Raw genomic sequence first — 19293 nt, 5'->3', positions numbered from 1 at the left:
CCGGATGCCGATTATCTCCTGCGCTCCGAAGCTTTCGCCGGGGGTTGACGAAAGGGGCTTCCTGCCCCTTCGTCAACGTGCGGCATCCCTGCCGCACCCCTTCGGGCTATTCCCGCCGAAAGCTCCGGTGCTCGGCGCGGCATACGGGAGAAAACCGTCCGGTGATTTGAAAGTTGTTTAGCATTTCCTTGTTCCCACGCGCCGCGTGGGAATGAAGTCTCTCCGCGCCAGCGGTAACATACGACGAAGCTACCGAAAGAGGTCAAACCCATGGGCCGCAGCCGTTACCGCATTCTCCAATCCCAACAGCCACATTTCATAACCTGCACCGTCCTGAACTGGATACCATTGTTCACCCGACCGGCTACTGTACAAATCGTGCTGGACGCCCTGTTTTACCGCCAACAACAGCACAATTGGCGAATTTACGGCTACGTCATTCTGGAAAACCACTTGCACTTGCTGGTACAAGCTGACAATTTACCCAATCAACTAGCTCACTTTAAATCTTACACCGCACGCCAGTTGATCGATTATTTGCAAGCCATTAACTCCGAACGCTTGTTAATGCAATTGAACTGGTTCCGCAAGGCGCATAAAACTGATCGGGATTACCAGTTATGGGAAGAAGGTAGTCATCCACAGTTGATCGATAACCCCGACGTCTTGCGGCAGAAACTGGACTATATCCACCTGAATCCGGTCAAACGCGGTTATGTCGATTTACCGGAGCATTGGCGTTATTCGAGTGCGCGGAATTATGCGGGGCAGGAAGGATTGTTGCCGGTTTATAGGGATTGGTTTTGATCTGACCGCGGCGCGGCTGGTTTGCATTCCCACGCGGCGCGTGGGAACGAGGTGAACTAATCAGGCTTTCTTTTAGATGCGGCAAAACCAAATACTCCTGAGATTAACAACGCAATAGACGTAGGTTCCGGAATTTGGCTTACAGTAGTTTGATAGCCGAACCACTGGTGATCCGTGCTCCCATCGTTTACAGCGTAGTTATAGCTGGGGAAGTTACTCGTATTTGGAAGGTTATTATTGCCAGTTAACATGAAAAAAGCGAATAGCCCCGAAAAATCCTTAAATATCACTGCGCCAACTGTTGGGACTGGAGTCAAGAAAAGATTGGGGTTCCATGTAAACTCTGGTTCGAAAAGCTCCACGGATGGAGTAAGACCATTATCGTTGTATTCTATGTAGGATTGAATACCAGTTACGGAATTGGTCGCGGTGTCCCATGAGAAATTAAATACGAAGCTGTTACCGTCGCCGTCATTTCCAATTTCTATAAATTTAACAGATGCCGCGTTTGTTACGAATGGAAAGATAATTAGTACGGTAAGCAGTATATTATTGAATGTTTTCATGGCTTATCATCCTTAAAATTAAAATATTTGCGCGTAAAATATCATTGATTTACATGCATGTTTGTTATCGTTTTATGACATGCAGTAGATTTCTAAAGCATCCTAGCTTGATTGCTAACTCGTCGCAAACTTAGGGTGTAATATGCGTTAGCCGTATTACCAGATGTAGGTCTTTGAATTGGTGTAATACGCTGGCGCTGTTGTACCCCACGATTTCCAATACTAAACAAATTCCAAATCACGGGACGGTTTCCTCCCGTATGCCGCGCTGAGCACCGGAGTTTTTGAACGGAACAGCGCGGTAGGTCCGATTAGCACAGCGTAATCGGACGCATGTTGAATTAAATCTTTGGGAGTATGTACTGCTGCTAATAACGCAAACGATGATTGGAAGCCCCCTCATTCCTCCGAATACGCTTTGCTATTCGGAGCTACTCCACCAATCCCACGACGGAGGTTCTCCCGTATGCCGCGCCGAGCACCGGAGCTTTTGAACGGATTAGCCCTTTAGGGGCGATGCAGGGATGCATCGCGTTGCCGAAGGGGCAGGAAGCCCCTTTCGGCGACCCCGTTCAAAGGCGAGGAGCGCAGGGAACAAGCGGCATCCGGGTGGCCTTTTCTTTGGATACTTTCTTTTGGCCACGCAAAAGAAAGTATCTCGGCTGTCGGGCCGACAAATCGGCAGGATAGCCGATTTGCATGCGGAGCACCCGCAGGGCGAAACGCATGGATGTGTTTCGTGAAACCGACATCAAAACCAGCCGTCGCGCCAGCGACACAACCCCCAAACCCTACCCAGCATCAGACCGATTAACAGCCACCCTCTGATACCCTTTCCTAATCGCCAACGCCAACTCATGTACCGCCATCGCATAATGCGTGCTCTGGTTGTAGCGCGTAATCGCATAGAAATTAGGATGCCCCAATAAATATTCATCCTTGCTTTGATGCCTGAGCAACAAAAGCCGCAACGGATAATCGCAAGCACAGGTGTCAGCCGGTTCTACACCGGCTTTAACCAAGGTATCCAAAGGATAAGCGTGGTCCGCGCCCGGCTCCAAACTGTCGATGCCGCTAAAGCTGCCGCGCGTGGCCGAGACGATGGGTTTGCCGGCTTGCCAGCCGTGCTGGGCAAAGTAGTTGGCTACGCTGCCGATGACGTCCTCCGGGTTCCACAGGTCGCGGCGGCCGTCGCCGTTAAAGTCTACCGCCCATTGCAGAAAACTGCTGGGCATGAATTGGCCCAGGCCCATCGCGCCGGCGAACGAGCCGACCGGTTTGCCGGGGTCCAGGCCTTCTGTGCGGCTCATTACCAGAAAGTTTTCCAGTTCGCTGCGGAAATACTCGCCGCGTCGCTGATAATCAAAACCCAAGGTGGTCAAGGCATCGATGATTCTGTGGTTACCGACGAAACTGCCGAAGGTGGTTTCCACCGCCATGATACCCAGGATGTATTCGGCCGGTACGCCGTATTGCTGGCTGGCGCGTTGCAGGGTGGCATGATGCTGTTGCCAGAAGCTGATGCCGGCGTTGATATGCCGGTCGTCCAGAAATTGCGCGCGATAACGGGTCCAGCCGCCTTTGCTGGGTTTGCCTTTCATGCCCTGGTCCGATTTGGCCAGGTAATCCAGCGTCCATTGCTTGCGTTTGGCTTGCGAGAATAAGCCTTGCAGATATTCACGGTTGAAGCCGTGTTTCTGCACCATTTGCTCGATGAATTGCGTCAGGGCCGGATAGCCGGCGTAATCGCCACTGACTGTCGTGGCATGATAGCCGCCGACGCTGGCAAACGGCCGCAGGTCAGGCGTGGCTTGGCGCGACTGGTTGGGCGCGGTTTGTTGGGTAGGCGTACGGACGCGAGAATTTACTTTATCGCCGGCCGGCGGCTGCGAGGCGCAGCCCGCCAGCAATGCAATTAACAGTGCCGAACCGGCGTTTTGTAGCGAGACTTTACTAGGACTAAATGTATACAAGCGAGCTATATCCAGGATTATTTAAAAAGACTGCCTCCCTCGTCGTCGTTTTCGGCCAGCGTCATGCCGGCGGTTTCGAAATTGACGTTCTCGGCGCCCAACTTGATCATCAGGCGCACCTCATTACGGGAGTCGGCAGCGTGCAACGCGTCATCGTAACCAATTTTACCCGCTGTATACAGATCGTAAAGCGCTTGATCGAAAGTCTGCATGCCGTGCTCGCGCGAGCTTTTCATCAGCTCTTTTAGTTTGTGCACTTCGCCCTTGCGGACCATGTCCGATACCAAAGGCGTATTCAGCAGAATCTCGATGGCCGGGTAGCGGCCCTTGCCGTCGGCGCGTTGAATCAATTGCTGAGCGACAATGCCGCGCAGATTCAGCGACAAATCCATGAACAACTGGCCGTGCATTTCTTCCGGGAAGAAATGCAGAATGCGGTCTATGGCTTGGTTGGCGTTATTCGCGTGCAAGGTACAGACACACAAATGGCCGGTTTCGGCGAAGGTGATGGCGTGTTGCATCGTGTCCCGGCTTCTGACCTCGCCGATCAGAATCACGTCCGGGGCTTGGCGTAAGGTGTTTTTCAAAGCCACTTCGAAAGACTCGGTATCCAGCCCCACCTCGCGCTGGGTAATGATGCAGCCCTTGTGCGGATGAATAAACTCGATAGGGTCTTCGATGGAAATGATATGGCCGCTGCTGTTTTCGTTGCGGTGCCGAATCAAGGCCGCCAGCGAGGTGGATTTACCGGTGCCGGTGGCACCGACGAACATCACCAGACCGCGCTTGTACATGATCAATTCTTTCAACACCGGCGGCAGATGCAAGTCCTCGGCGCTGGGGATGGTGGTTTCGATGCGGCGCAACACCATGCCTGCGGAGTCGCGTTGGGTAAACGCGCTGACCCGGAACCGGCCCAACTCGTGGACGCTCAAAGCAAACTGGCATTCGCGGGTGTTTTCAAACTCGTCGCGTTGGCGTTGCGACATGATGCTGAGGACCAGCATCATGGTCTGTTCGCTGTTCAAAATGGTTTTGGACACTTCGATGACTTTGCCGTTGACTTTCATCGACGGCGGCCGGCCCGCGGTGATAAACAGGTCGGACGCTTTCTTTTCAACCATCAGGGCCAATAGCGCTTTAAAGTCCATGACGCCTCCTTAAAATTAACGGAACATGTCTTTGTTGACGGCTTTAACCATCGCGCCTTTCGCAGTAATCAAGCCTTTGTCGACCAATTCCTTCAGGTTTTGATCCAGGGTCTGCATGCCGTCTTTGCGGCCGGTTTGGATCGCGGAATACATTTGCGCCACCTTGGCTTCGCGGATCAGGTTGCGAATCGCCGGTGTGCCGACCATGATCTCGTGGGCGGCGATCCGGCCGCCGCCGACTTTTTTCAACAGGGTTTGCGAGATAACCGCTTGCAAGGACTCGGACAGCATCGCCCGGATCATGTCTTTTTCGGCGGCGGGGAACACGTCGATGATCCGGTCTATGGTTTTTGCGGCCGAGGTGGTATGCAGCGTGCCGAACACCAAGTGGCCGGTTTCCGCGGCGGTTAAGGCCAGGCGGATGGTTTCCAAGTCCCGCATCTCGCCGACCAGGATGATGTCCGGGTCTTCCCGCAGTGCCGAGCGCAAGGCTTCGTTAAAACCCAGCGTATCGCGATGCACCTCGCGCTGGTTAATCAAGCATTTTTGGCTTTCATGGACAAACTCGATCGGGTCTTCGACCGTCAGGATGTGTGCGTAATCGTTGGTGTTGATGTGATTTACCATCGCCGCCAGCGTGGTGGATTTACCGGAACCGGTCGGGCCGGTCACTAGAATCAGGCCGCGCGGTTTGGTGCAAAGCTCGGCGAAGAACTTGGGCGCATCCAGTTCTTCCAGTGTTAATACCTTGGACGGAATGGTCCGGAATACTGCGCCGGCGCCTCTATCCTGATTGAAGGCGTTGACCCGGAAGCGGGCCACGCCGGGCAGCGCGAAAGAAAAGTCGGTTTCCAGAAACTCTTCGTAATCGCGGCGCTGCTTGTCGTTCATGATGTCATAAATCAGCGCGTGGACTTCCTTATGATTTAACGACGGGATATTGATGCGGCGGATGTCGCCGTCCACCCGGATCATCGGCGGCAAGCCGGCGGAAAGATGCAAGTCGGAGGCTTTGTTTTTGACGGAAAAGGTCAATAGTTCGGCGATATCCATGATTTATGTCCCGGCAATAAAAGGAATGATCGTCGGCAAGGATAGTACACAATTCAAAACCGGCCGGCTTATTCGTCCATGGCAGCAACCCTTATGCTGGCGAGAGGTCTATCGGCTTAGCGGTGCTGGCTTTTTTCGGCGCAGCGAATGCATTGATTGGCGTAGGGCACCGCAGCCAAGCGTTCCTTTTTAATGGGTTCGCCGCAGCTCAGGCAAATGCCGTAGGTGCCGGCATCGATACGGGAAATGGCTTGTTTGATTTTTTCGACTTCGTCGCGCGTGGCGTTGCCCAGAGCGTCCAATACCTCGTCGTTTTCGGTTTCGACAGCCTGTTCGGAAAAGTCCTGGGCCAGCGGTTTATCGGTGTGTCTGACGTCTTCGGTGATTTTCCCCAGTCTATCGTCCAGGTCTTCCAGCATGTTCAATAATTGGTCGCGTACATCTGCATAGTCTTTCATGGCACTCTCCGCAGCAGGGCTGCATGGTTTAATAACCGGCTTCTGCCGGCCGGATAGTCAATCCCTGGTTTATACAATGAAGCCGATAGCAGGTGCAACCAAGCTGATCTATACTCGAGTCATTGACCTTTCTTGCCTTTTGCACAATGGACCTTGCTCTCGATCGCTTACTCGCCGCCGCCAATCAAGTCATTCTCGGTAAACAGCAACAAATTCGCCTGGCGGTTTGTTGTCTGTTAGCCAGGGGACATTTGCTAATCGAGGATATTCCCGGTGTCGGCAAAACTACGCTGTCTCACACGTTGGCGCGCTTGTTTGGTCTGGAATATCAGCGGATTCAATTCACCAGCGATATTTTGCCGGCCGACATCGTCGGTTCCTCGGTATTCGATGCCCATCAGCAGCTATTCAGTTTTCATCCGGGGCCGATTTTCAAACAAATGATCCTGGCCGACGAAATCAACCGGGCCACACCCAAGGCGCAAAGTGCCTTGTTGGAAGCGATGGAAGAACGGCAGGTGACGGTCGAAGGCCGTACCTATCCCTTACCGCAACCGTTTTTCGTCATAGCCACCCAAAATCCGGCCCATCAAATCGGCACTTTCCCATTGCCGGAATCGCAAGTAGACCGGTTTTTGATGCGCATTGAACTGGGTTATCCCAGCCGGCAGGCCGAACGCGAGTTGCTGAGTGGCCAACCCCGGCATGTATTGATCGACGAATTGCCAGTCGCGTTACTGCCCGCGCAATTAACGGACTTGCAACAGGCGGCGGATCAGGTGCATGTGTCGCCGGCCTTACTGGATTATCTGCAAGCCATTCTGGCCTTCAGCCGCCAATCCACGGACTTTGCCGCTGGTCTCTCGCCGCGCGCGGGCCTGGGATTGTTGGCCGCCGCCAAGGCTTGGGCGCTGATCGATAAGCGCAAGGCCGTTCTGCCAGAAGACTTGCAAGCGGTATTGCCGGCGGTGGCCGGGCATCGTTTGAACGTGGGCGCCAACGACTCGGCGGCCATCGTCGCCCCTATTCTCAAGCATGTGCCGGTACTTTGACCGAAGCGGCCTTATCTTTAAAACAGCGCCTTAAACTGTCGCGCTTTTTTAGCGGCGAGGCTCCAACCGCCGGGCCGATTGTGTTGACGCAGCGGCGGGTGTTTATTTTGCCGACGCAACGCGGCTTGGCGTTTGTATTGTTGATTTTGTTGCTGGTACTGATCGGCTTTGTCTACAACAATAATCTGGCTTATTTACTGGGGTTTTTGCTGGCCAGCATTTTTTTCGTGACCATCCTGCACAGCTTTAAAGCCTTGGCGGGATTAACAATTCAACCCGCCCGCCAGCAGGCAGTGTTTGCCGGCCAAGCCGGGCCGTTTCGTTTTCAGATCAGCAATCCGGGTTCCCAGCCGCGTTTTGCTGTCGATCTGACTTTGCAATCCGAGCTGTCTATCAGCTTAGCCGCCGAGCAAAGCCAAACCGTCACACTGTATCAATCCACCCAGCAACGCGGCTGGCAGTTGCCGGGTACGCTGACCCTTTCCAGTACCTACCCCTTGGGTTTATTTCGAGCTTGGGCACCGCTGCGGTTTGATAGCCCTCTGCTGGTGTATCCCAAGCCGGCCAGCCAGCAACTGCCGTTTCCAGATAGCGACGGAGGTCAGGATAGGCCAGGTCAAAACCGCCGCAGCGGCGATGAGTTTGACGGGGTAAGAGTTTATCAGAGGGGCGACGCGATTCGGCAAATCCATTGGAAAGCCTTCGCCAAAGGCCAAGGTGTGCACAGTAAATACTACAGCGGTGCCAGTTCCAGCGAGTTGTGGCTGGATTATCAACAGGCACCGGGCCATCACACCGAAGAGCGCCTCAGCCAGTTGTGCCGTTGGGTGGTGGACGCCGAACAGACCGGGTTACGCTACGGCTTGCTGCTGCCTGGCTTGCGTCTGCCGCCGGACAACGGCGCCGCGCATTATCGTAGCTGTCTGCAAGCCTTGGCGCTGTTTTGAGCATGCCGTTTCTGCCTTCCACGCGCTTGATGTTGTTTATGCTGGGTTCGATAGGGCTAATCACGTTGCCGCATGCCTGGCATATCCCGCCGCTATTGTTCGGTTTTTTTACGCTACTGCTGCTTTGGCGCTTGCTCTGCATCTGGCGACCTCACTATTTACCGAACCGGTTCGCGGTATTTTTGTTGATGTTGATCGGTATTGGGTTGCTTTACAGTCAGCAACACTCGGTATTTGGCCGGGATGCCGGTACCAGTTTGTTTGTGGTGGCGCTGGGTTTAAAGTTGCTGGAAATTCACGGCAGGCGCGATGTGTATGTGATCGTTTATCTGGCTTTCATCGTTGCCGTGACGCAGTTTTTGTACGAAGAAAGCATTTTGATGGCGCTCTACATTCTGCTGGTATGTGGGGTGCTGCTGGCTACTTTGATTACGCAAAACAGTCAGACGCCGCAAACGCTGGCGGCTTTAAAAACTTCGGCGGCAATTATTATGCAAAGCCTGCCGCTAGCTTTGGTGCTATTTGTGTTGTTTCCGCGTCTGGAAGCGCCGCATTGGAGTTGGCTGGACGACGATACCCGCGCCAAAAGTGGTCTGAGCAATACCTTGGAACCCGGCTCGATTGCCGAATTAAGTCTGTCGCCGGAACTGGTGTTTAGGGTCAAATTCGACGGGAATCTGCCGCCGCCATCCCAGCGCTATTGGCGCGGACCGATTTACGCCAGTACCGACGGAGTAAGCTGGCGCGCGCCACCGGTGTTGGGCCGCGAGAACAACCCGGATCAACTCACGTTCAGCGATCCGAGCTATGCTTACACGCTGATGATGGAGCCGCAGAAGCAAAACTGGGTGTTTGCGCTGGAGATGCCCACCGAGTTTGGCGGCGGGTTACGCCGCAACGGTTTATATCAGCTAATCACTAATAAAAACCCCGGCGACCGCGCCGAGTATCGGCTTAGCTCGTCGCCTATTTATAACACTGGCGGTATCAGCAAATTCGAGCGCCGGGAAAACCTGCAACTACCTGGCAAACCATCGGACAGAGTGGTCGAACTGGTTAAGCAGTTACAAGGCCAGCCAGCACAGCCCGAGTTATTTATCGGCAATCTGTTACAGCATTTTCGCCAGGAACATTTTCATTACACCCTTAGTCCGGAGGCGATGCCGGATAAACCCATAGAGACCTTTTTGTTCGAGCGCCGCGCTGGCTTTTGCAGCCATTACGCCACGGCCTTCGTGTATTTGCTGCGGGTGGCGGAGATTCCGGCCCGGGTGGTGGGCGGTTATCAAGGCGGACAGATCAACGACGTCGGCGGCTTTCTGGAGATCAGGCAGGCCGACGCGCATGCCTGGGCGGAAGCGTGGTTGGACGGGCGCGGCTGGGTACGATTCGATCCGACCGCCGCCATCGCCCCGGAACGCATCGAACGCGGGGTGAATGTGGATTTACAAATCGCCAGCGGCGCGGTTAATTTCAGCCCGATCCAACTCGACGCAAAAACCTTATCCTGGCTGCAACGCGGCCGGCAACTCTGGCAAAGCGTCGATTACAACTGGCAACGCTGGATCATCAATTACGACACGGTTAATCAGAGAGCGTTTTTACAAAGCCTGGGGATAGATAATTTCGTCAAGCTCGGTTATTGGCTGTTGATTAGCGTTGCCGGTGTCGGCGGGGTATTGGCTTGGCGCTTGTTGCGGCCCAACCTGCGCCGCCAAGACCCTGCCCTGGTGTTGTACCGGCAGTTTTGCGCCAAGTTGGGTAAAGCCGGCTTAAGAGTTGAAATTGGCGACGGCCCGCAAACCGTCGCCGAGCGCGCGAAAGAACTGCGCCCGGATTTGGCCGAAGCAATTGAGCGGATTGCCGCGACTTATATTCGCTTACGCTACCAAAACGACAGCAAAATCGAGGATTTGCGGGTTTTAAAAATGCTGGTCACTAGCTTTCGGGTTTAATTATACCTTTCCCACTTCAAGTTTCGGCACATCTGCTCCCTCTCCCTTTGGGAGAGGGCTGGGGTGAGGGAATCAAAAAAGCGAAATTTGCAGTGCGATGACTATAAATTGATTAGGTGAGACTTCATTCGCACTAAACAGAGGTCGGATAAATTCGTCCCTACCGGATTAATGCAAATCCGGCACCTCTTCACCCGCTTTTTGCGCAGGTTGCTTGGCCGCTGCAGCGGCTTGTTCCTGTTGTTTTTGTTTATTGCCTTCGCCGAACATCACCGCACCGGCCATAAATATCGCGCCGGCGATAGCCATGATAGGCAGGCGGCCGGGTTTATCCATCCACAGCAGTATCCACTTGGGCTTGATCATACCGACGATCAATATAATCACCGCCAAAATCATTACGTTAAAACTGTAGTAGATCAAAGTATTCATGAATCGGAACCCTGTTTCCAGCAAGTTAAAGAGACATACATTATTATTAGCCGCGTGACCGTTGGCAATACACAATTCATTTTCACAACTTAGGAGGCGCTATGGGCGGCTTTGGTTTGTTAGCAATAGTGACGGTAGCGTTTGCCGTAATTCTGGTATACAAGAGCGTGCAATCGGTCCCACAAGGGATGGAGTATACCGTGGAACGTTTTGGAAAATACACGAGAACTCTGAGTCCAGGCTTGGATTTTATTATGCCCATCGTCGAGAGTATCGGCCGCAAACTTAATATGATGGAACAGGTGTTGGACGTGCCGTCGCAGGAAGTAATCACCAAGGACAACGCGATGGTGCGGGTCGATGGCGTGGTGTTTTACCAGATCATGGATGCCGCCAAGGCCGCATATGAGATTACTTATCTGGACATGGCCATCATCAATCTGGTCATGACCAATATCCGTACCGTCATGGGCTCCATGGATCTGGACGAACTGCTATCGCGTCGCGACGAAATCAACGCCCGCCTGTTGACCGTCGTCGATGAAGCCACTTCGCCCTGGGGACTTAAAGTCACCCGTATCGAAATCAAAGACATTGCCCCGCCCAAAGACTTGGTCGACTCCATGGCCAGACAAATGAAAGCTGAGCGGGAAAAACGCGCGCAGATTCTGGAAGCCGAAGGCTTGCGGCAAGCAGAAATTCTCAAAGCCGAAGGCTTGAAACAAGGCGCGATTCTGGACGCCGAAGGCCGTAAGGAAGCCGCGTTCCGTGACGCCGAAGCCCGCGAACGTTTGGCCGAAGCAGAAGCCCGCGCTACCATGATGGTGTCCGAAGCCATATCCAAGGGCGACGTGCAGGCCATCAATTACTTCGTCGCGCAAAAATACATTGAGTCTTTAAAAGAAGTCGCCTCGGCCAACAACAGCAAGCTGATCTTCATGCCGCTGGAGGCTTCCAGCGTGATCGGGGCCTTGGGCGGCATCGGTGAATTGGCTAAAGAAGCTTTAAATAAAAAGGCCTGATTATGTGGGAACAGGACATCGTGTTTTGGTACTGGTGGGTGCTGGCGGTGGGCTTTCTAGCCTTGGAAATTGTCGTCACCGGTTTCTTTTTCCTGTGGCTGGCGGTGTCGGCGTTTATCGTCGGCGCGGCGGTGTTGTTAGTGCCGGTTACACCGTTCAACGTGCAGTTGCTGCTGTTTTCCTTGCTGGCAGTGTTGTCGGTGCTGGCTTGGCGTAAATACGCCCGGAATCGGGCAGTGACCGTTACGGATCATCCTTTATTAAATCAGCGCGGGGCTCAGTATATTGGCCGTACCTTTTTTCTGATCGCACCGATTGAGAATGGTCAGGGCAAGATTAAGGCCGACGATACGGTTTGGAAGGTGCATGGGGAGGATAGTCCGATGGGGGCGAAAGTAAGAGTTGTGGCGGTTAAGGGGACTGTGTTTGAGGTGGAGGTTTGTGGGTGATTTTGTTTTTTCGTAGCCCGGATGCAATCCGGGATTGATGGCCTTCAGCCCTGGATTACGCTTTGCTTCATCCAGGCTACCTGCTATATCGTATTTTGCCAAAATGAAATCAAAATCAATTTGTCGTGCACGGATAATTTCTGCTTTGGATAAACATATGCAACCAGCAACTTATGGGGGTTGCTGGTGTTATCCAACTTCCAGCTCGATCTGTTATGCAAGGGTTAGATAAAAATCAACGTAATTCCTGGGTCGTCAGTAATCGCACACTACTACCAACAGGATATAGCGATACTCAAATCCATCCTCAGCATCTCTTAAATTCTGAAATCATCGAAACTCCAGAAGAACTTGCAGCTTGGTTAAAAGAGAAACTGGTTGATTTAGACTAAATAATGCTTTGCATGGTAGGGTGGGCACGGTTTTTGTGCCCACGTGGGAAGTATCAGAAAATATTGTGTCGCTGACGCGGCGGCTTGATTAAGTGTCGGTTCTCGGACCGACAACCGAGATACTTTCTTTTGCTCCGCCAAAAGAAAGTATCCAAAGAAAAGGCGGCACGGATGCCGCTTGTTCCCTGCGTTCCTCGCTTTCGCCGGGAGTTGCCGAAAGGGGCTTCCTGCCCCTTCGTCAACGTGCGGCATCCCTGCCGCACCCCTGCGGGCTGATCCCGTCGAAAGCTCCGGTACTCGGCGCGGCATACGGGAGAAACCCCGTCCCACAAGCATATTCTTCGCATTATTTTTAATGCTGTATACCTGACAAGGCTGCGGGTGCGGGGTTGATGCCGTCATTCCGGCATGGATTGCCGGAGTTTCGTAGGGTGGGCACGAATTTTGTGCCCACGCGGATTTGCGCCCACCCTTAATTATTGGTGGGCGAAAAACGTTACCCGCCATTTTGGAATCACATTCGCGTGCCCACCGCTGTGGATGGAGATCGCAGATACTTCGGGTGACAGGCTTATTAACCCGACCTATTTATCACTGGTATTCCGTTCGGGCTGAGCTCGTTGACGCCCAGGCTGGTGCGCCCTTCGATAAACTCAGGGCGAATGGTATTTAAGGGTCGGGTTAAAACTTATTTATTATCAATAGACTACCTTCAAACAACATGTACTGCCCTACTCACTTTCAAGAAGACAAGCCTGCCGAACTGGTCGGCCTTATCGAGCAGTTTCCTTTGGCAACGGTGATTTATCAGGGTGATGATGGCCTGACTGCCGAGCATATCCCACTGCTGTATGAAGCCAGGCCTGGCGGCCTTGGCAAGCTTATGGGGCATGTCGCCAAAAACAATCCACTTTGGCAAGTTGCACCTGAGCAAGAGCTCTTGCTTGTGTTTCAAGGGCCCTCGACGTACATTTCGCCCAACTGGTACGCCAGCAAAAGCCAAGCGGGCAAGGTGGTGCCTACCTGGAACTATGCGGTTGTCCATGCTCACTGTACGCTCAACGCCACCCACGACCCAGCGCAAGTGCTCCGCATCATCACCGAGCTAACCGATAAAAACGAAGCCGCGCAGGCGCATCCTTGGCGAGTCACGGATGCCCCTGCCGAATTTACCAAAAAGCTGCTGGGCAACATTGTCGGCATCAGCCTTGAGATTAAACGCTGGCAGGGCAAATGGAAGGTCAGTCAGAACCAGACACAGCAGAATCGGCAATCGGTTATCGAGGGCTTGCGCTCAGAAGACTCGGATGCACAACGTCAAATGGCGCTGCTGGTGCAGTCGCATGCTACAAGGAGCGATTAGCGAAGCGTAACCGTGCGCAAGATTCACACGTGGATTGCCGAGCTTTCAGCGGCATATCGAACAGAATAATTACGCTGTAAACGCCGGTGTTAATTCCGGCCTAAATGGCTAACATCATAAATATTCCCTGGAGTCTGGATTCCGACAATCCATGCCGGAATGACGGCGTTAACCCAGTGTTCATAGCCTTGCTAGGGATTCAGCATTAACAACAATGCGAGAGTTTTCTTGTGGCACGAAGTTCTTCAGTATACCGGCCTACGTGAGCTTGCGGCGGGATCGGCCCCGCTGGTGGGCCGCACGGGTGCGGCACGCTGCCTGAGGGTCAGGAAGGGCCTTTCGTCACTCTCCGGCGCACACGCCTGACATTTATCGAACCTCAATCATTCGATGTCCTTCCACCCCCGATAAACATGGTGCGCAAATGCCCCTATTTCCCGGCATTGCCTGTATAATCCTCATCAGAGTTGGCCGAACAGTCGCCGTTTTATGCAAATAAAAGGGAGGAAAGTCCGGGCTCCATAGGGCAGGGTGCCAGGTAATGCCTGGGAGGCGTGAGCCTACGGAAAGTGCCGCAGAAATTATACCGCCTGGTTCTTCGGAACTCGGTAAGGGTGAAATGGTGCGGTAAGAGCGCACCGCGCAACTGGTAACAGGTGTGGCAGGGTAAACCCCACCCGGAGCAAGATCAAATAGAGGAGCATTGGCGTGGCCCGCGCTGCTCCTGGGTAGATTGCTTGAGCGTCAGAGTGATCTGACGCCTAGATGAATGGCTGTTCAAGACAGAACCCGGCTTACAGGCCAACTCTTTCTCTTCTTTTTCTTTTGCAATCCGCAAAATACTCCATGACAGCAAAATCCGACGAATTTTTCCGCAAGGCAGATCAGTTGATTGCCGCCGGCCGCTTCATCGACAGCAAGGGCTGGGTGCCCGCTACCAGCGGTAATTTCTCCGCCAAACTCAGCGACGGCAATATTGCCATCACTGTGTCCGGCCGGCATAAAGGCCGCTTGCAAGCCGATGACATCATGTTGATCGACAGCAAAGGCAATTCCCTGGACGGTAAAAAACCGTCGGCGGAAACGCTATTGCATACTTCGCTGTACCAACGTTTTCCGGATGTTCAGGCGGTTTTGCACCCGCATTCGATCAACGCCACGTTGACAGCACGCTTGTTCAAGCATGAGATCGTGCTGAAGGATTACGAACTGCTCAAAGCGTTCACCGGCATCAACACCCATGAAACTCGGATTTCCATCCCCATTTTCGGTAACGATCAGGATATTCCCAGATTAGCCGACAAGGTAGAAAATTATCTGGACCGCCATGACCATGCGGTTTACGGCTATATTATCGCCGGCCACGGTTTTTACACCTGGGGCGCATCGGTCGACGACGCCTTGCGCCACCTGGAAGCACTGGAATTTTTATTTGATGTTGAAATTCGCCTACATGGAGTAACACGATTATGAGCGCATTAACCCTCTACCCTGCCAATCAACCGCAACAAGGCAATACTTTCCGGGACTTTGCCGACATCGCCGAGCAGTTGCAAGGGATTGGCGTACAGTTCGAACGCTGGCAGGCCGATTGCGAGTTTTCGGCGGCGGACGATGCCGAGGCAGTATTAAAGGCTTATGCAAGTTCGATAGACAAACTCAAGCAAGAATACGGTTTTCAGTCGGTGGACGTGATCAGCCTGAACGCCGACCACCCGAATAAAGATGCGTTACGGCAGAAGTTTTTAGCCGAGCACACGCACAGCGATTTCGAAGTCCGCTTCTTCGTGGAAGGCAAAGGGCTGTTTTATCTGCATGTCGGCGACCAGGTTTATGCGGTACTGTGCGAGCAAGGCGATCTGATCAGCGTGCCGGCCAATACTACGCACTGGTTCGATATGGGCGAAAACCCGGCGTTTAAATGCATCCGTTTGTTCACCACCGAAGACGGCTGGGTGGCCGAGTTTACCGGCGATCCGATTGCCGAAAGCTTTCCGACGCTGGACCAATATCTGACGACCTTATGATCAAAGCCATCGTCACCGATATCGAAGGCACGACTTCATCGCTGTCGTTTGTAAAAGATGTGTTGTTCCCGTATGCCCGCTCCCGCTTGCCGGATTTTATTAAAAGTCATCAAGGGCAAGACGCGATAAAGCTAATATTGGCTGAGGCCAAGCAAATTGCCGGCGGCGAACTGGACGAGGAAGCGCTGGTTGCGCAATTTATTCACTGGATTGATACCGATCAGAAAATTACGCCGTTAAAATCCTTACAGGGCTTGATCTGGCAGGAGGGCTATCGCAACGGCGATTTCACCGGTCATGTCTACGAAGATGCCGTGCGCAACTTAAGAAACTGGTTTGGCCTGGGCTATAAGCTGTATGTCTATTCCTCCGGCTCGGTGCATGCCCAAAAACTGCTATTTGGTTACAGCGACTTCGGCGATCTCACGCCAATATTTTCCGGTTACTTCGATACGCACATTGGCGGCAAGAAGGAGGCCGTTTCCTATGAGCGGATTGCCGCCGAGCTTGGCTTGCCGGCCGAACAGATCCTGTTTTTGTCCGATATAAAGGACGAATTGGACGCTGCCCGTCAGGCCGGCTTGGCTACTTGCTGGCTGGTGCGCGAGCAGACGCCAGATGGCGGCGCCGAGCATGTGCAAGTCAGCGATTTTGACGGCATTCATCTGTAAACCCGGCACTATTTGCCTATGAAAATAGCCATCCTGTCGCGCGACGCGACGCTGTATTCCAGCGTCCGGCTGCTGGAAGCCGCCGCCGCTCGCGGCCATGAGGCCAGGGTATTGGACCCGACTCACTGTTACATGAACATCACTTCCATGAAGCCGTCCATTCATTACATGGGCGAAAATCTAGTGGGCTACGATGCGGTTATTCCCCGCATCGGCGCCTCTATAACCTTTTACGGCACCGCGGTTTTGCGGCAGTTCGAGGTGATGAATACTTTCGTCCTCAACAATTCCGCATCCATCAGCCGCTCCCGCGACAAACTGGCGTCCAGCCAGTTGCTGGCCCGCAAGGGCATCGATCTGCCGATTACCGCGTTTGCCCACAATCCGGACAATATCGAAGATCTAATCGCCGAAGTCGGCGGCGCACCGCTGGTGATCAAATTGGTGGAAGGCTCGCAAGGCATAGGCGTGGTACTCGCTGAAACCCATAACGCCGCGCATAGCGTGATTCAGGCGTTCATGGGCCTTAATGCCAATATCATGGTGCAGGAGTTCATTCAAGAGGCTGCCGGTAGCGACATCCGCTGCTTCGTGATTGGGGATAAGGTGGTGGCGGCGATGAAGCGGCAAGGCCGCGAGGGCGAGTTTCGTTCCAATCTGCATCGCGGCGGCACGGCCACGCTAGTCAGATTGACTCCGCAGGAACGTTCGGCGGCAGTACGTGCCGCCAAAATCATGGGCCTAAATGTCTGCGGCGTCGACTTGCTGCGTTCCAAACGCGGCCCGCTGGTGATGGAAGTCAATTCCTCGCCTGGTTTGGAAGGCATAGAAAAGACCAGCGACAAGGATATCGCCGGCTTGATGATCGACTATATTGAAAAGAACGTCGGGAAAAATAAATCCGGGTAATCGGCAACCCGGATTTAAGAAATTGAATAATTAAAGCGGTCGAGGGTGGATAGCTGGTTGGGCTATCAGCACCCTGTCGAGTTTGTCTATTTTTCCAGCGAAACAAATGCTAATTTGGAAATGCCGGCATGCTGTACGGTGGCCATCACTTCCGCAACCTTGCCGTAATTCACGCCTTGATCGGCATAAATGTGAACGATTAGCTCGGGGTTACCGGCCAATTCATTTCTTAACGTCGTATCCAACGCCGCTAAATCCGCCACGGCGTTTTTATTCAGGGTCACGGCGCCTTGCGCGTCGATACCCAATTGCATCGGCTGTTTTTCCAAATCCGGCGTAGTGGAAGCCGTTTTCGGCAAAGCCACATTGACCGATTGGGTCAACAACGGTGCGGTGACCAACAAGATAATCACCAACACCAACATCACATCTACCAGCGGCGTAACATTAATCTCGCTAACCGGCCCGTCGTCGTCTGAGTTTGTTTTAAATCCCATGTAATTAATCCTTGCTTTTACTGGTATTGATGTTTGAGTCGCCGAAGGCGATGTGGAGAAAACCCTCGACGAAATTTTCCAGCGAAGCCCGATGGTGCTTGGCGCGACGCTGGAAGAAATTATAGGCCAACACTGCCGGTACGGCTACGGCGATACCGATGGCTGTGGCAATTAATGCATCGCCGATAGGCCCGGCAACTACGTCCAAACTGGCCGAACCGCTGGCGCTGATGTCGTGCATGGCATGCATAATGCCAAGTACGGTGCCGAACAAGCCGACAAATGGCGCGGTACTGCCGATGCTGGCCAGCATGGTCAAGCCGCTTTCCATCCGGCGCTGCTCGTCCTGCGTCTGCTTACGTAGGGTTTGTTCCAGTAAATCTTGAGGGGATCCACGAAATTTCAGGCTGGTGCAGGTTTCCGGATGCGTCATTTCCGCCAACCAGGCAAAGCCGCAGGCTGCGACGCGAGCTTTCGGGCCGCGCGCGGTTTCGGCGGGCAGTTGCTCGGCGGCATTTAAATCGGTAGTGTCCCAAAAAGCGCTGTCGTATCGTTTGTTGTAATAATTATTCTTGGCAAACTGCCAGATTTTGAAAAAAATCAACGTCCACGTTATCAACGAAAACACTAGCAATGTGTAAAGGGTAGCGTCGATAACCGCTTCCGGGGCTATATGGTAGGGCATTAATCTCTCCGATTTTTATTCACGCAAAGTAAAAATTATTGGCACAATCACCGAACTGGCCACCGGCGTTTCGCCGCGTTTGGCCGGAATGAATTTCCATTTTTTCACGGCTTCCACCGCCGATTCGTCAAGCATCTCGTGACCGCTACTGTGCTCAACCGCCACCGAATCGCTTAAACCCTCCGCCGAAACTTGCACCCGTAACATCACCTTGCCCTGCCATCCGCGGCTTTTAGCAATCATCGGATATTCAGGCTTGGGGTTGTGGGCGTAATTAGCTCGAAAATTAGCTTCGGTAAACTGCTCGGCGTTGGTAGCGGTAGTGCTGGTTGTCGTAGTCGTCACCGGCGTGCTATTCGCGGTGCTGGTTACCGGTGTCGGTTGCGGCTCGGAAACAGGCTCCACCGGCGCATATTCCGGCGCCTTTTGCACTATGGGCGGCGCTTTTTTGGGAACCGGCTTCGGCTGCGGCTTTTTCGGCGGCGGCTCTTTTTTGGGTGGCGGCGGTGCTGGAGGCGGCGGAGCGGCGGCGGGCTTTGGCGCGGACATCGCTATCATCGATACTTCCATCATCAAAGGCTGTGCCGGCGTGACTTTTTCCTCGGGTTTCAATAATTGCTGCAAACCCCAAATATGCAGCAATAATACCAACAGGGTTAACAACCTCAGCATGCTGGCGGGCCGCTCTTCTCCCAATAGCCTTCGCCAAAATGATCCGGAACCGCTTGCCACTGCCGGCAGATAACCGCCGAATGACGCTAACTCTTTATTTTGCAAAGCATCCTCGTGGTTTTTAAATAAATACATATAAACTGTTGAATACAAAATTAAGCGCGATTCGAATTTAGCCGCGCATTGTAAATTAATACGTCCTAGCGCGACAG

21 protein-coding genes and 1 other RNA gene are annotated in these 19293 nt (G+C 53.3%); 13 read left to right on the top strand and 9 right to left on the bottom strand.

Translation table 11 applies throughout. From position 1 onward, the window contains the following. The first annotated feature begins 270 nt into the window (after window positions 1-270). On the top strand, window positions 271-807 hold the full coding sequence (locus METH11B_RS0116020) for an REP-associated tyrosine transposase (RefSeq protein WP_026602884.1): 537 nt from the start codon (window positions 271-273) through the stop codon (window positions 805-807). A gap of 56 nt (window positions 808-863) precedes the next feature. On the opposite strand, the gene METH11B_RS0116015 is transcribed toward METH11B_RS0116020, so the two are convergent. The 5 genes from METH11B_RS0116015 to METH11B_RS0115995 all read right to left on the bottom strand — a co-directional run bounded on the left by METH11B_RS0116015 (window position 864) and on the right by METH11B_RS0115995 (window position 6008). Continuing rightward, the gene (locus METH11B_RS0116015) at window positions 864-1373 is read right to left on the bottom strand and encodes a PEP-CTERM sorting domain-containing protein (RefSeq protein ID WP_026602883.1); all 510 of its coding nucleotides are present in this window, start codon (window positions 1371-1373) and stop codon (window positions 864-866) included. A 791-nt stretch (window positions 1374-2164) separates the two neighbouring features. Continuing rightward, window positions 2165-3346, bottom strand: a complete 1182-nt coding sequence (gene mltB / locus METH11B_RS0116010; protein WP_026602882.1) for a lytic murein transglycosylase B — start codon at window positions 3344-3346, stop codon at window positions 2165-2167. Window positions 3347-3363: 17 nt separating this feature from the next. Further along, a complete protein-coding gene (locus tag METH11B_RS0116005; RefSeq protein ID WP_020483880.1) occupies window positions 3364-4497 on the bottom strand; it encodes a PilT/PilU family type 4a pilus ATPase in 1134 nt (377 codons plus the stop codon). A gap of 15 nt (window positions 4498-4512) precedes the next feature. Continuing rightward, entirely contained in the window at window positions 4513-5550 is a 1038-nt protein-coding gene (locus METH11B_RS0116000; RefSeq protein ID WP_026602881.1) for a type IV pilus twitching motility protein PilT, read from the bottom strand. A 116-nt stretch (window positions 5551-5666) separates the two neighbouring features. Beyond that, entirely contained in the window at window positions 5667-6008 is a 342-nt protein-coding gene (locus METH11B_RS0115995) for a TraR/DksA family transcriptional regulator (protein ID WP_020483882.1), read from the bottom strand. Window positions 6009-6154: 146 nt separating this feature from the next. Here METH11B_RS0115995 and METH11B_RS0115990 point away from each other — a divergent pair, with 146 nt between their 5' ends. The 3 genes from METH11B_RS0115990 to METH11B_RS0115980 are packed head-to-tail and all read left to right on the top strand — an operon-like array spanning window position 6155 to window position 9962. Further along, window positions 6155-7060, top strand: a complete 906-nt coding sequence (locus tag METH11B_RS0115990) for an AAA family ATPase (RefSeq protein WP_026602880.1) — start codon at window positions 6155-6157, stop codon at window positions 7058-7060. Further along, window positions 7057-8007 carry a DUF58 domain-containing protein gene (locus METH11B_RS0115985; protein WP_026602879.1) on the top strand — a complete coding sequence of 317 codons (951 nt, stop codon included), beginning with the start codon at window positions 7057-7059 and terminating at the stop codon, window positions 8005-8007. Before METH11B_RS0115990 ends, METH11B_RS0115985 begins: the two co-directional genes overlap by 4 nt. A gap of 2 nt (window positions 8008-8009) precedes the next feature. Further along, window positions 8010-9962 carry a transglutaminase TgpA family protein gene (locus METH11B_RS0115980; protein WP_026602878.1) on the top strand — a complete coding sequence of 651 codons (1953 nt, stop codon included), beginning with the start codon at window positions 8010-8012 and terminating at the stop codon, window positions 9960-9962. Window positions 9963-10130: 168 nt separating this feature from the next. On the opposite strand, the gene METH11B_RS0115975 is transcribed toward METH11B_RS0115980, so the two are convergent. After that, the gene (locus tag METH11B_RS0115975; protein WP_020483886.1) at window positions 10131-10394 is read right to left on the bottom strand and encodes a hypothetical protein; all 264 of its coding nucleotides are present in this window, start codon (window positions 10392-10394) and stop codon (window positions 10131-10133) included. 101 nt (window positions 10395-10495) lie between these two features. Here METH11B_RS0115975 and METH11B_RS0115970 point away from each other — a divergent pair, with 101 nt between their 5' ends. The 9 genes from METH11B_RS0115970 (at window position 10496) to rimK (ending at window position 17227) form a co-directional block, all read left to right on the top strand. After that, a complete protein-coding gene (locus tag METH11B_RS0115970; protein WP_026602877.1) occupies window positions 10496-11416 on the top strand; it encodes an SPFH domain-containing protein in 921 nt (306 codons plus the stop codon). A gap of 2 nt (window positions 11417-11418) precedes the next feature. Then, on the top strand, window positions 11419-11865 hold the full coding sequence (locus tag METH11B_RS0115965) for an NfeD family protein (protein WP_026602876.1): 447 nt from the start codon (window positions 11419-11421) through the stop codon (window positions 11863-11865). Between the two features lie 173 nt (window positions 11866-12038). After that, window positions 12039-12257, top strand: a complete 219-nt coding sequence (locus tag METH11B_RS29190; protein WP_155931134.1) for a hypothetical protein — start codon at window positions 12039-12041, stop codon at window positions 12255-12257. A 721-nt stretch (window positions 12258-12978) separates the two neighbouring features. Then, window positions 12979-13620: an FMN-binding negative transcriptional regulator gene (locus METH11B_RS0115960; RefSeq protein WP_026602875.1), complete on the top strand. Its 642-nt coding sequence runs from the start codon at window positions 12979-12981 to the stop codon at window positions 13618-13620. A gap of 463 nt (window positions 13621-14083) precedes the next feature. After that, window positions 14084-14433: RNase P RNA component class A (rnpB, locus tag METH11B_RS28190), an RNA gene on the top strand. A 33-nt stretch (window positions 14434-14466) separates the two neighbouring features. Then, window positions 14467-15093, top strand: a complete 627-nt coding sequence (locus METH11B_RS0115955) for a methylthioribulose 1-phosphate dehydratase (protein WP_026602874.1) — start codon at window positions 14467-14469, stop codon at window positions 15091-15093. Continuing rightward, entirely contained in the window at window positions 15090-15647 is a 558-nt protein-coding gene (locus tag METH11B_RS0115950) for a 1,2-dihydroxy-3-keto-5-methylthiopentene dioxygenase (protein ID WP_026602873.1), read from the top strand. Before METH11B_RS0115955 ends, METH11B_RS0115950 begins: the two co-directional genes overlap by 4 nt. Further along, window positions 15644-16318: an acireductone synthase gene (mtnC, locus tag METH11B_RS0115945; protein ID WP_026602872.1), complete on the top strand. Its 675-nt coding sequence runs from the start codon at window positions 15644-15646 to the stop codon at window positions 16316-16318. Before METH11B_RS0115950 ends, mtnC begins: the two co-directional genes overlap by 4 nt. A gap of 18 nt (window positions 16319-16336) precedes the next feature. After that, on the top strand, window positions 16337-17227 hold the full coding sequence (gene rimK, locus METH11B_RS0115940) for a 30S ribosomal protein S6--L-glutamate ligase (protein ID WP_026602871.1): 891 nt from the start codon (window positions 16337-16339) through the stop codon (window positions 17225-17227). Window positions 17228-17313: 86 nt separating this feature from the next. On the opposite strand, the gene METH11B_RS0115935 is transcribed toward rimK, so the two are convergent. The 3 genes from METH11B_RS0115935 to METH11B_RS0115925 are packed head-to-tail and all read right to left on the bottom strand — an operon-like array spanning window position 17314 to window position 19216. Beyond that, window positions 17314-17724 carry an ExbD/TolR family protein gene (locus METH11B_RS0115935; protein WP_026602870.1) on the bottom strand — a complete coding sequence of 137 codons (411 nt, stop codon included), beginning with the start codon at window positions 17722-17724 and terminating at the stop codon, window positions 17314-17316. A 4-nt stretch (window positions 17725-17728) separates the two neighbouring features. Beyond that, window positions 17729-18409 (bottom strand): MotA/TolQ/ExbB proton channel family protein, encoded by a 681-nt coding sequence (locus METH11B_RS0115930; protein WP_020483896.1) that lies wholly within the window; start codon window positions 18407-18409, stop codon window positions 17729-17731. Between the two features lie 15 nt (window positions 18410-18424). Further along, window positions 18425-19216, bottom strand: a complete 792-nt coding sequence (locus METH11B_RS0115925) for an energy transducer TonB (protein WP_231499625.1) — start codon at window positions 19214-19216, stop codon at window positions 18425-18427. Window positions 19217-19293: the final 77 nt, after the last annotated feature.

This window comes from Methylomonas sp. 11b (genome assembly GCF_000515215.1).
Lineage (GTDB): Bacteria > Pseudomonadota > Gammaproteobacteria > Methylococcales > Methylomonadaceae > Methylomonas.
Note: the sequence above shows the minus strand (reverse complement) of the source record. Positions and strands in the feature narration are given on the sequence as shown.

Excerpts from the sequence above, each read along its gene's own strand:
- METH11B_RS0116020 (WP_026602884.1), top strand. The coding sequence starts at position 271 with ATGGGCCGCAGCCGTTACCGCATTCTCCAATCCCAACAGCCACATTTC.
- METH11B_RS0116015 (WP_026602883.1), bottom strand. The coding sequence starts at position 1,373 with ATGAAAACATTCAATAATATACTGCTTACCGTACTAATTATCTTTCCA.
- METH11B_RS0116005 (WP_020483880.1), bottom strand. The coding sequence starts at position 4,497 with ATGGACTTTAAAGCGCTATTGGCCCTGATGGTTGAAAAGAAAGCGTCC.
- METH11B_RS0116000 (WP_026602881.1), bottom strand. The coding sequence starts at position 5,550 with ATGGATATCGCCGAACTATTGACCTTTTCCGTCAAAAACAAAGCCTCC.
- METH11B_RS0115995 (WP_020483882.1), bottom strand. The coding sequence starts at position 6,008 with ATGAAAGACTATGCAGATGTACGCGACCAATTATTGAACATGCTGGAA.
- METH11B_RS0115990 (WP_026602880.1), top strand. The coding sequence starts at position 6,155 with ATGGACCTTGCTCTCGATCGCTTACTCGCCGCCGCCAATCAAGTCATT.
- METH11B_RS0115980 (WP_026602878.1), top strand. The coding sequence starts at position 8,010 with ATGCCGTTTCTGCCTTCCACGCGCTTGATGTTGTTTATGCTGGGTTCG.
- METH11B_RS0115975 (WP_020483886.1), bottom strand. The coding sequence starts at position 10,394 with ATGAATACTTTGATCTACTACAGTTTTAACGTAATGATTTTGGCGGTG.
- METH11B_RS0115970 (WP_026602877.1), top strand. The coding sequence starts at position 10,496 with ATGGGCGGCTTTGGTTTGTTAGCAATAGTGACGGTAGCGTTTGCCGTA.
- METH11B_RS0115965 (WP_026602876.1), top strand. The coding sequence starts at position 11,419 with ATGTGGGAACAGGACATCGTGTTTTGGTACTGGTGGGTGCTGGCGGTG.
- METH11B_RS29190 (WP_155931134.1), top strand. The coding sequence starts at position 12,039 with ATGGGGGTTGCTGGTGTTATCCAACTTCCAGCTCGATCTGTTATGCAA.
- METH11B_RS0115960 (WP_026602875.1), top strand. The coding sequence starts at position 12,979 with ATGTACTGCCCTACTCACTTTCAAGAAGACAAGCCTGCCGAACTGGTC.
- METH11B_RS0115955 (WP_026602874.1), top strand. The coding sequence starts at position 14,467 with ATGACAGCAAAATCCGACGAATTTTTCCGCAAGGCAGATCAGTTGATT.
- METH11B_RS0115950 (WP_026602873.1), top strand. The coding sequence starts at position 15,090 with ATGAGCGCATTAACCCTCTACCCTGCCAATCAACCGCAACAAGGCAAT.
- mtnC (WP_026602872.1), top strand. The coding sequence starts at position 15,644 with ATGATCAAAGCCATCGTCACCGATATCGAAGGCACGACTTCATCGCTG.
- rimK (WP_026602871.1), top strand. The coding sequence starts at position 16,337 with ATGAAAATAGCCATCCTGTCGCGCGACGCGACGCTGTATTCCAGCGTC.
- METH11B_RS0115935 (WP_026602870.1), bottom strand. The coding sequence starts at position 17,724 with ATGGGATTTAAAACAAACTCAGACGACGACGGGCCGGTTAGCGAGATT.
- METH11B_RS0115930 (WP_020483896.1), bottom strand. The coding sequence starts at position 18,409 with ATGCCCTACCATATAGCCCCGGAAGCGGTTATCGACGCTACCCTTTAC.
- METH11B_RS0115925 (WP_231499625.1), bottom strand. The coding sequence starts at position 19,216 with ATGTATTTATTTAAAAACCACGAGGATGCTTTGCAAAATAAAGAGTTA.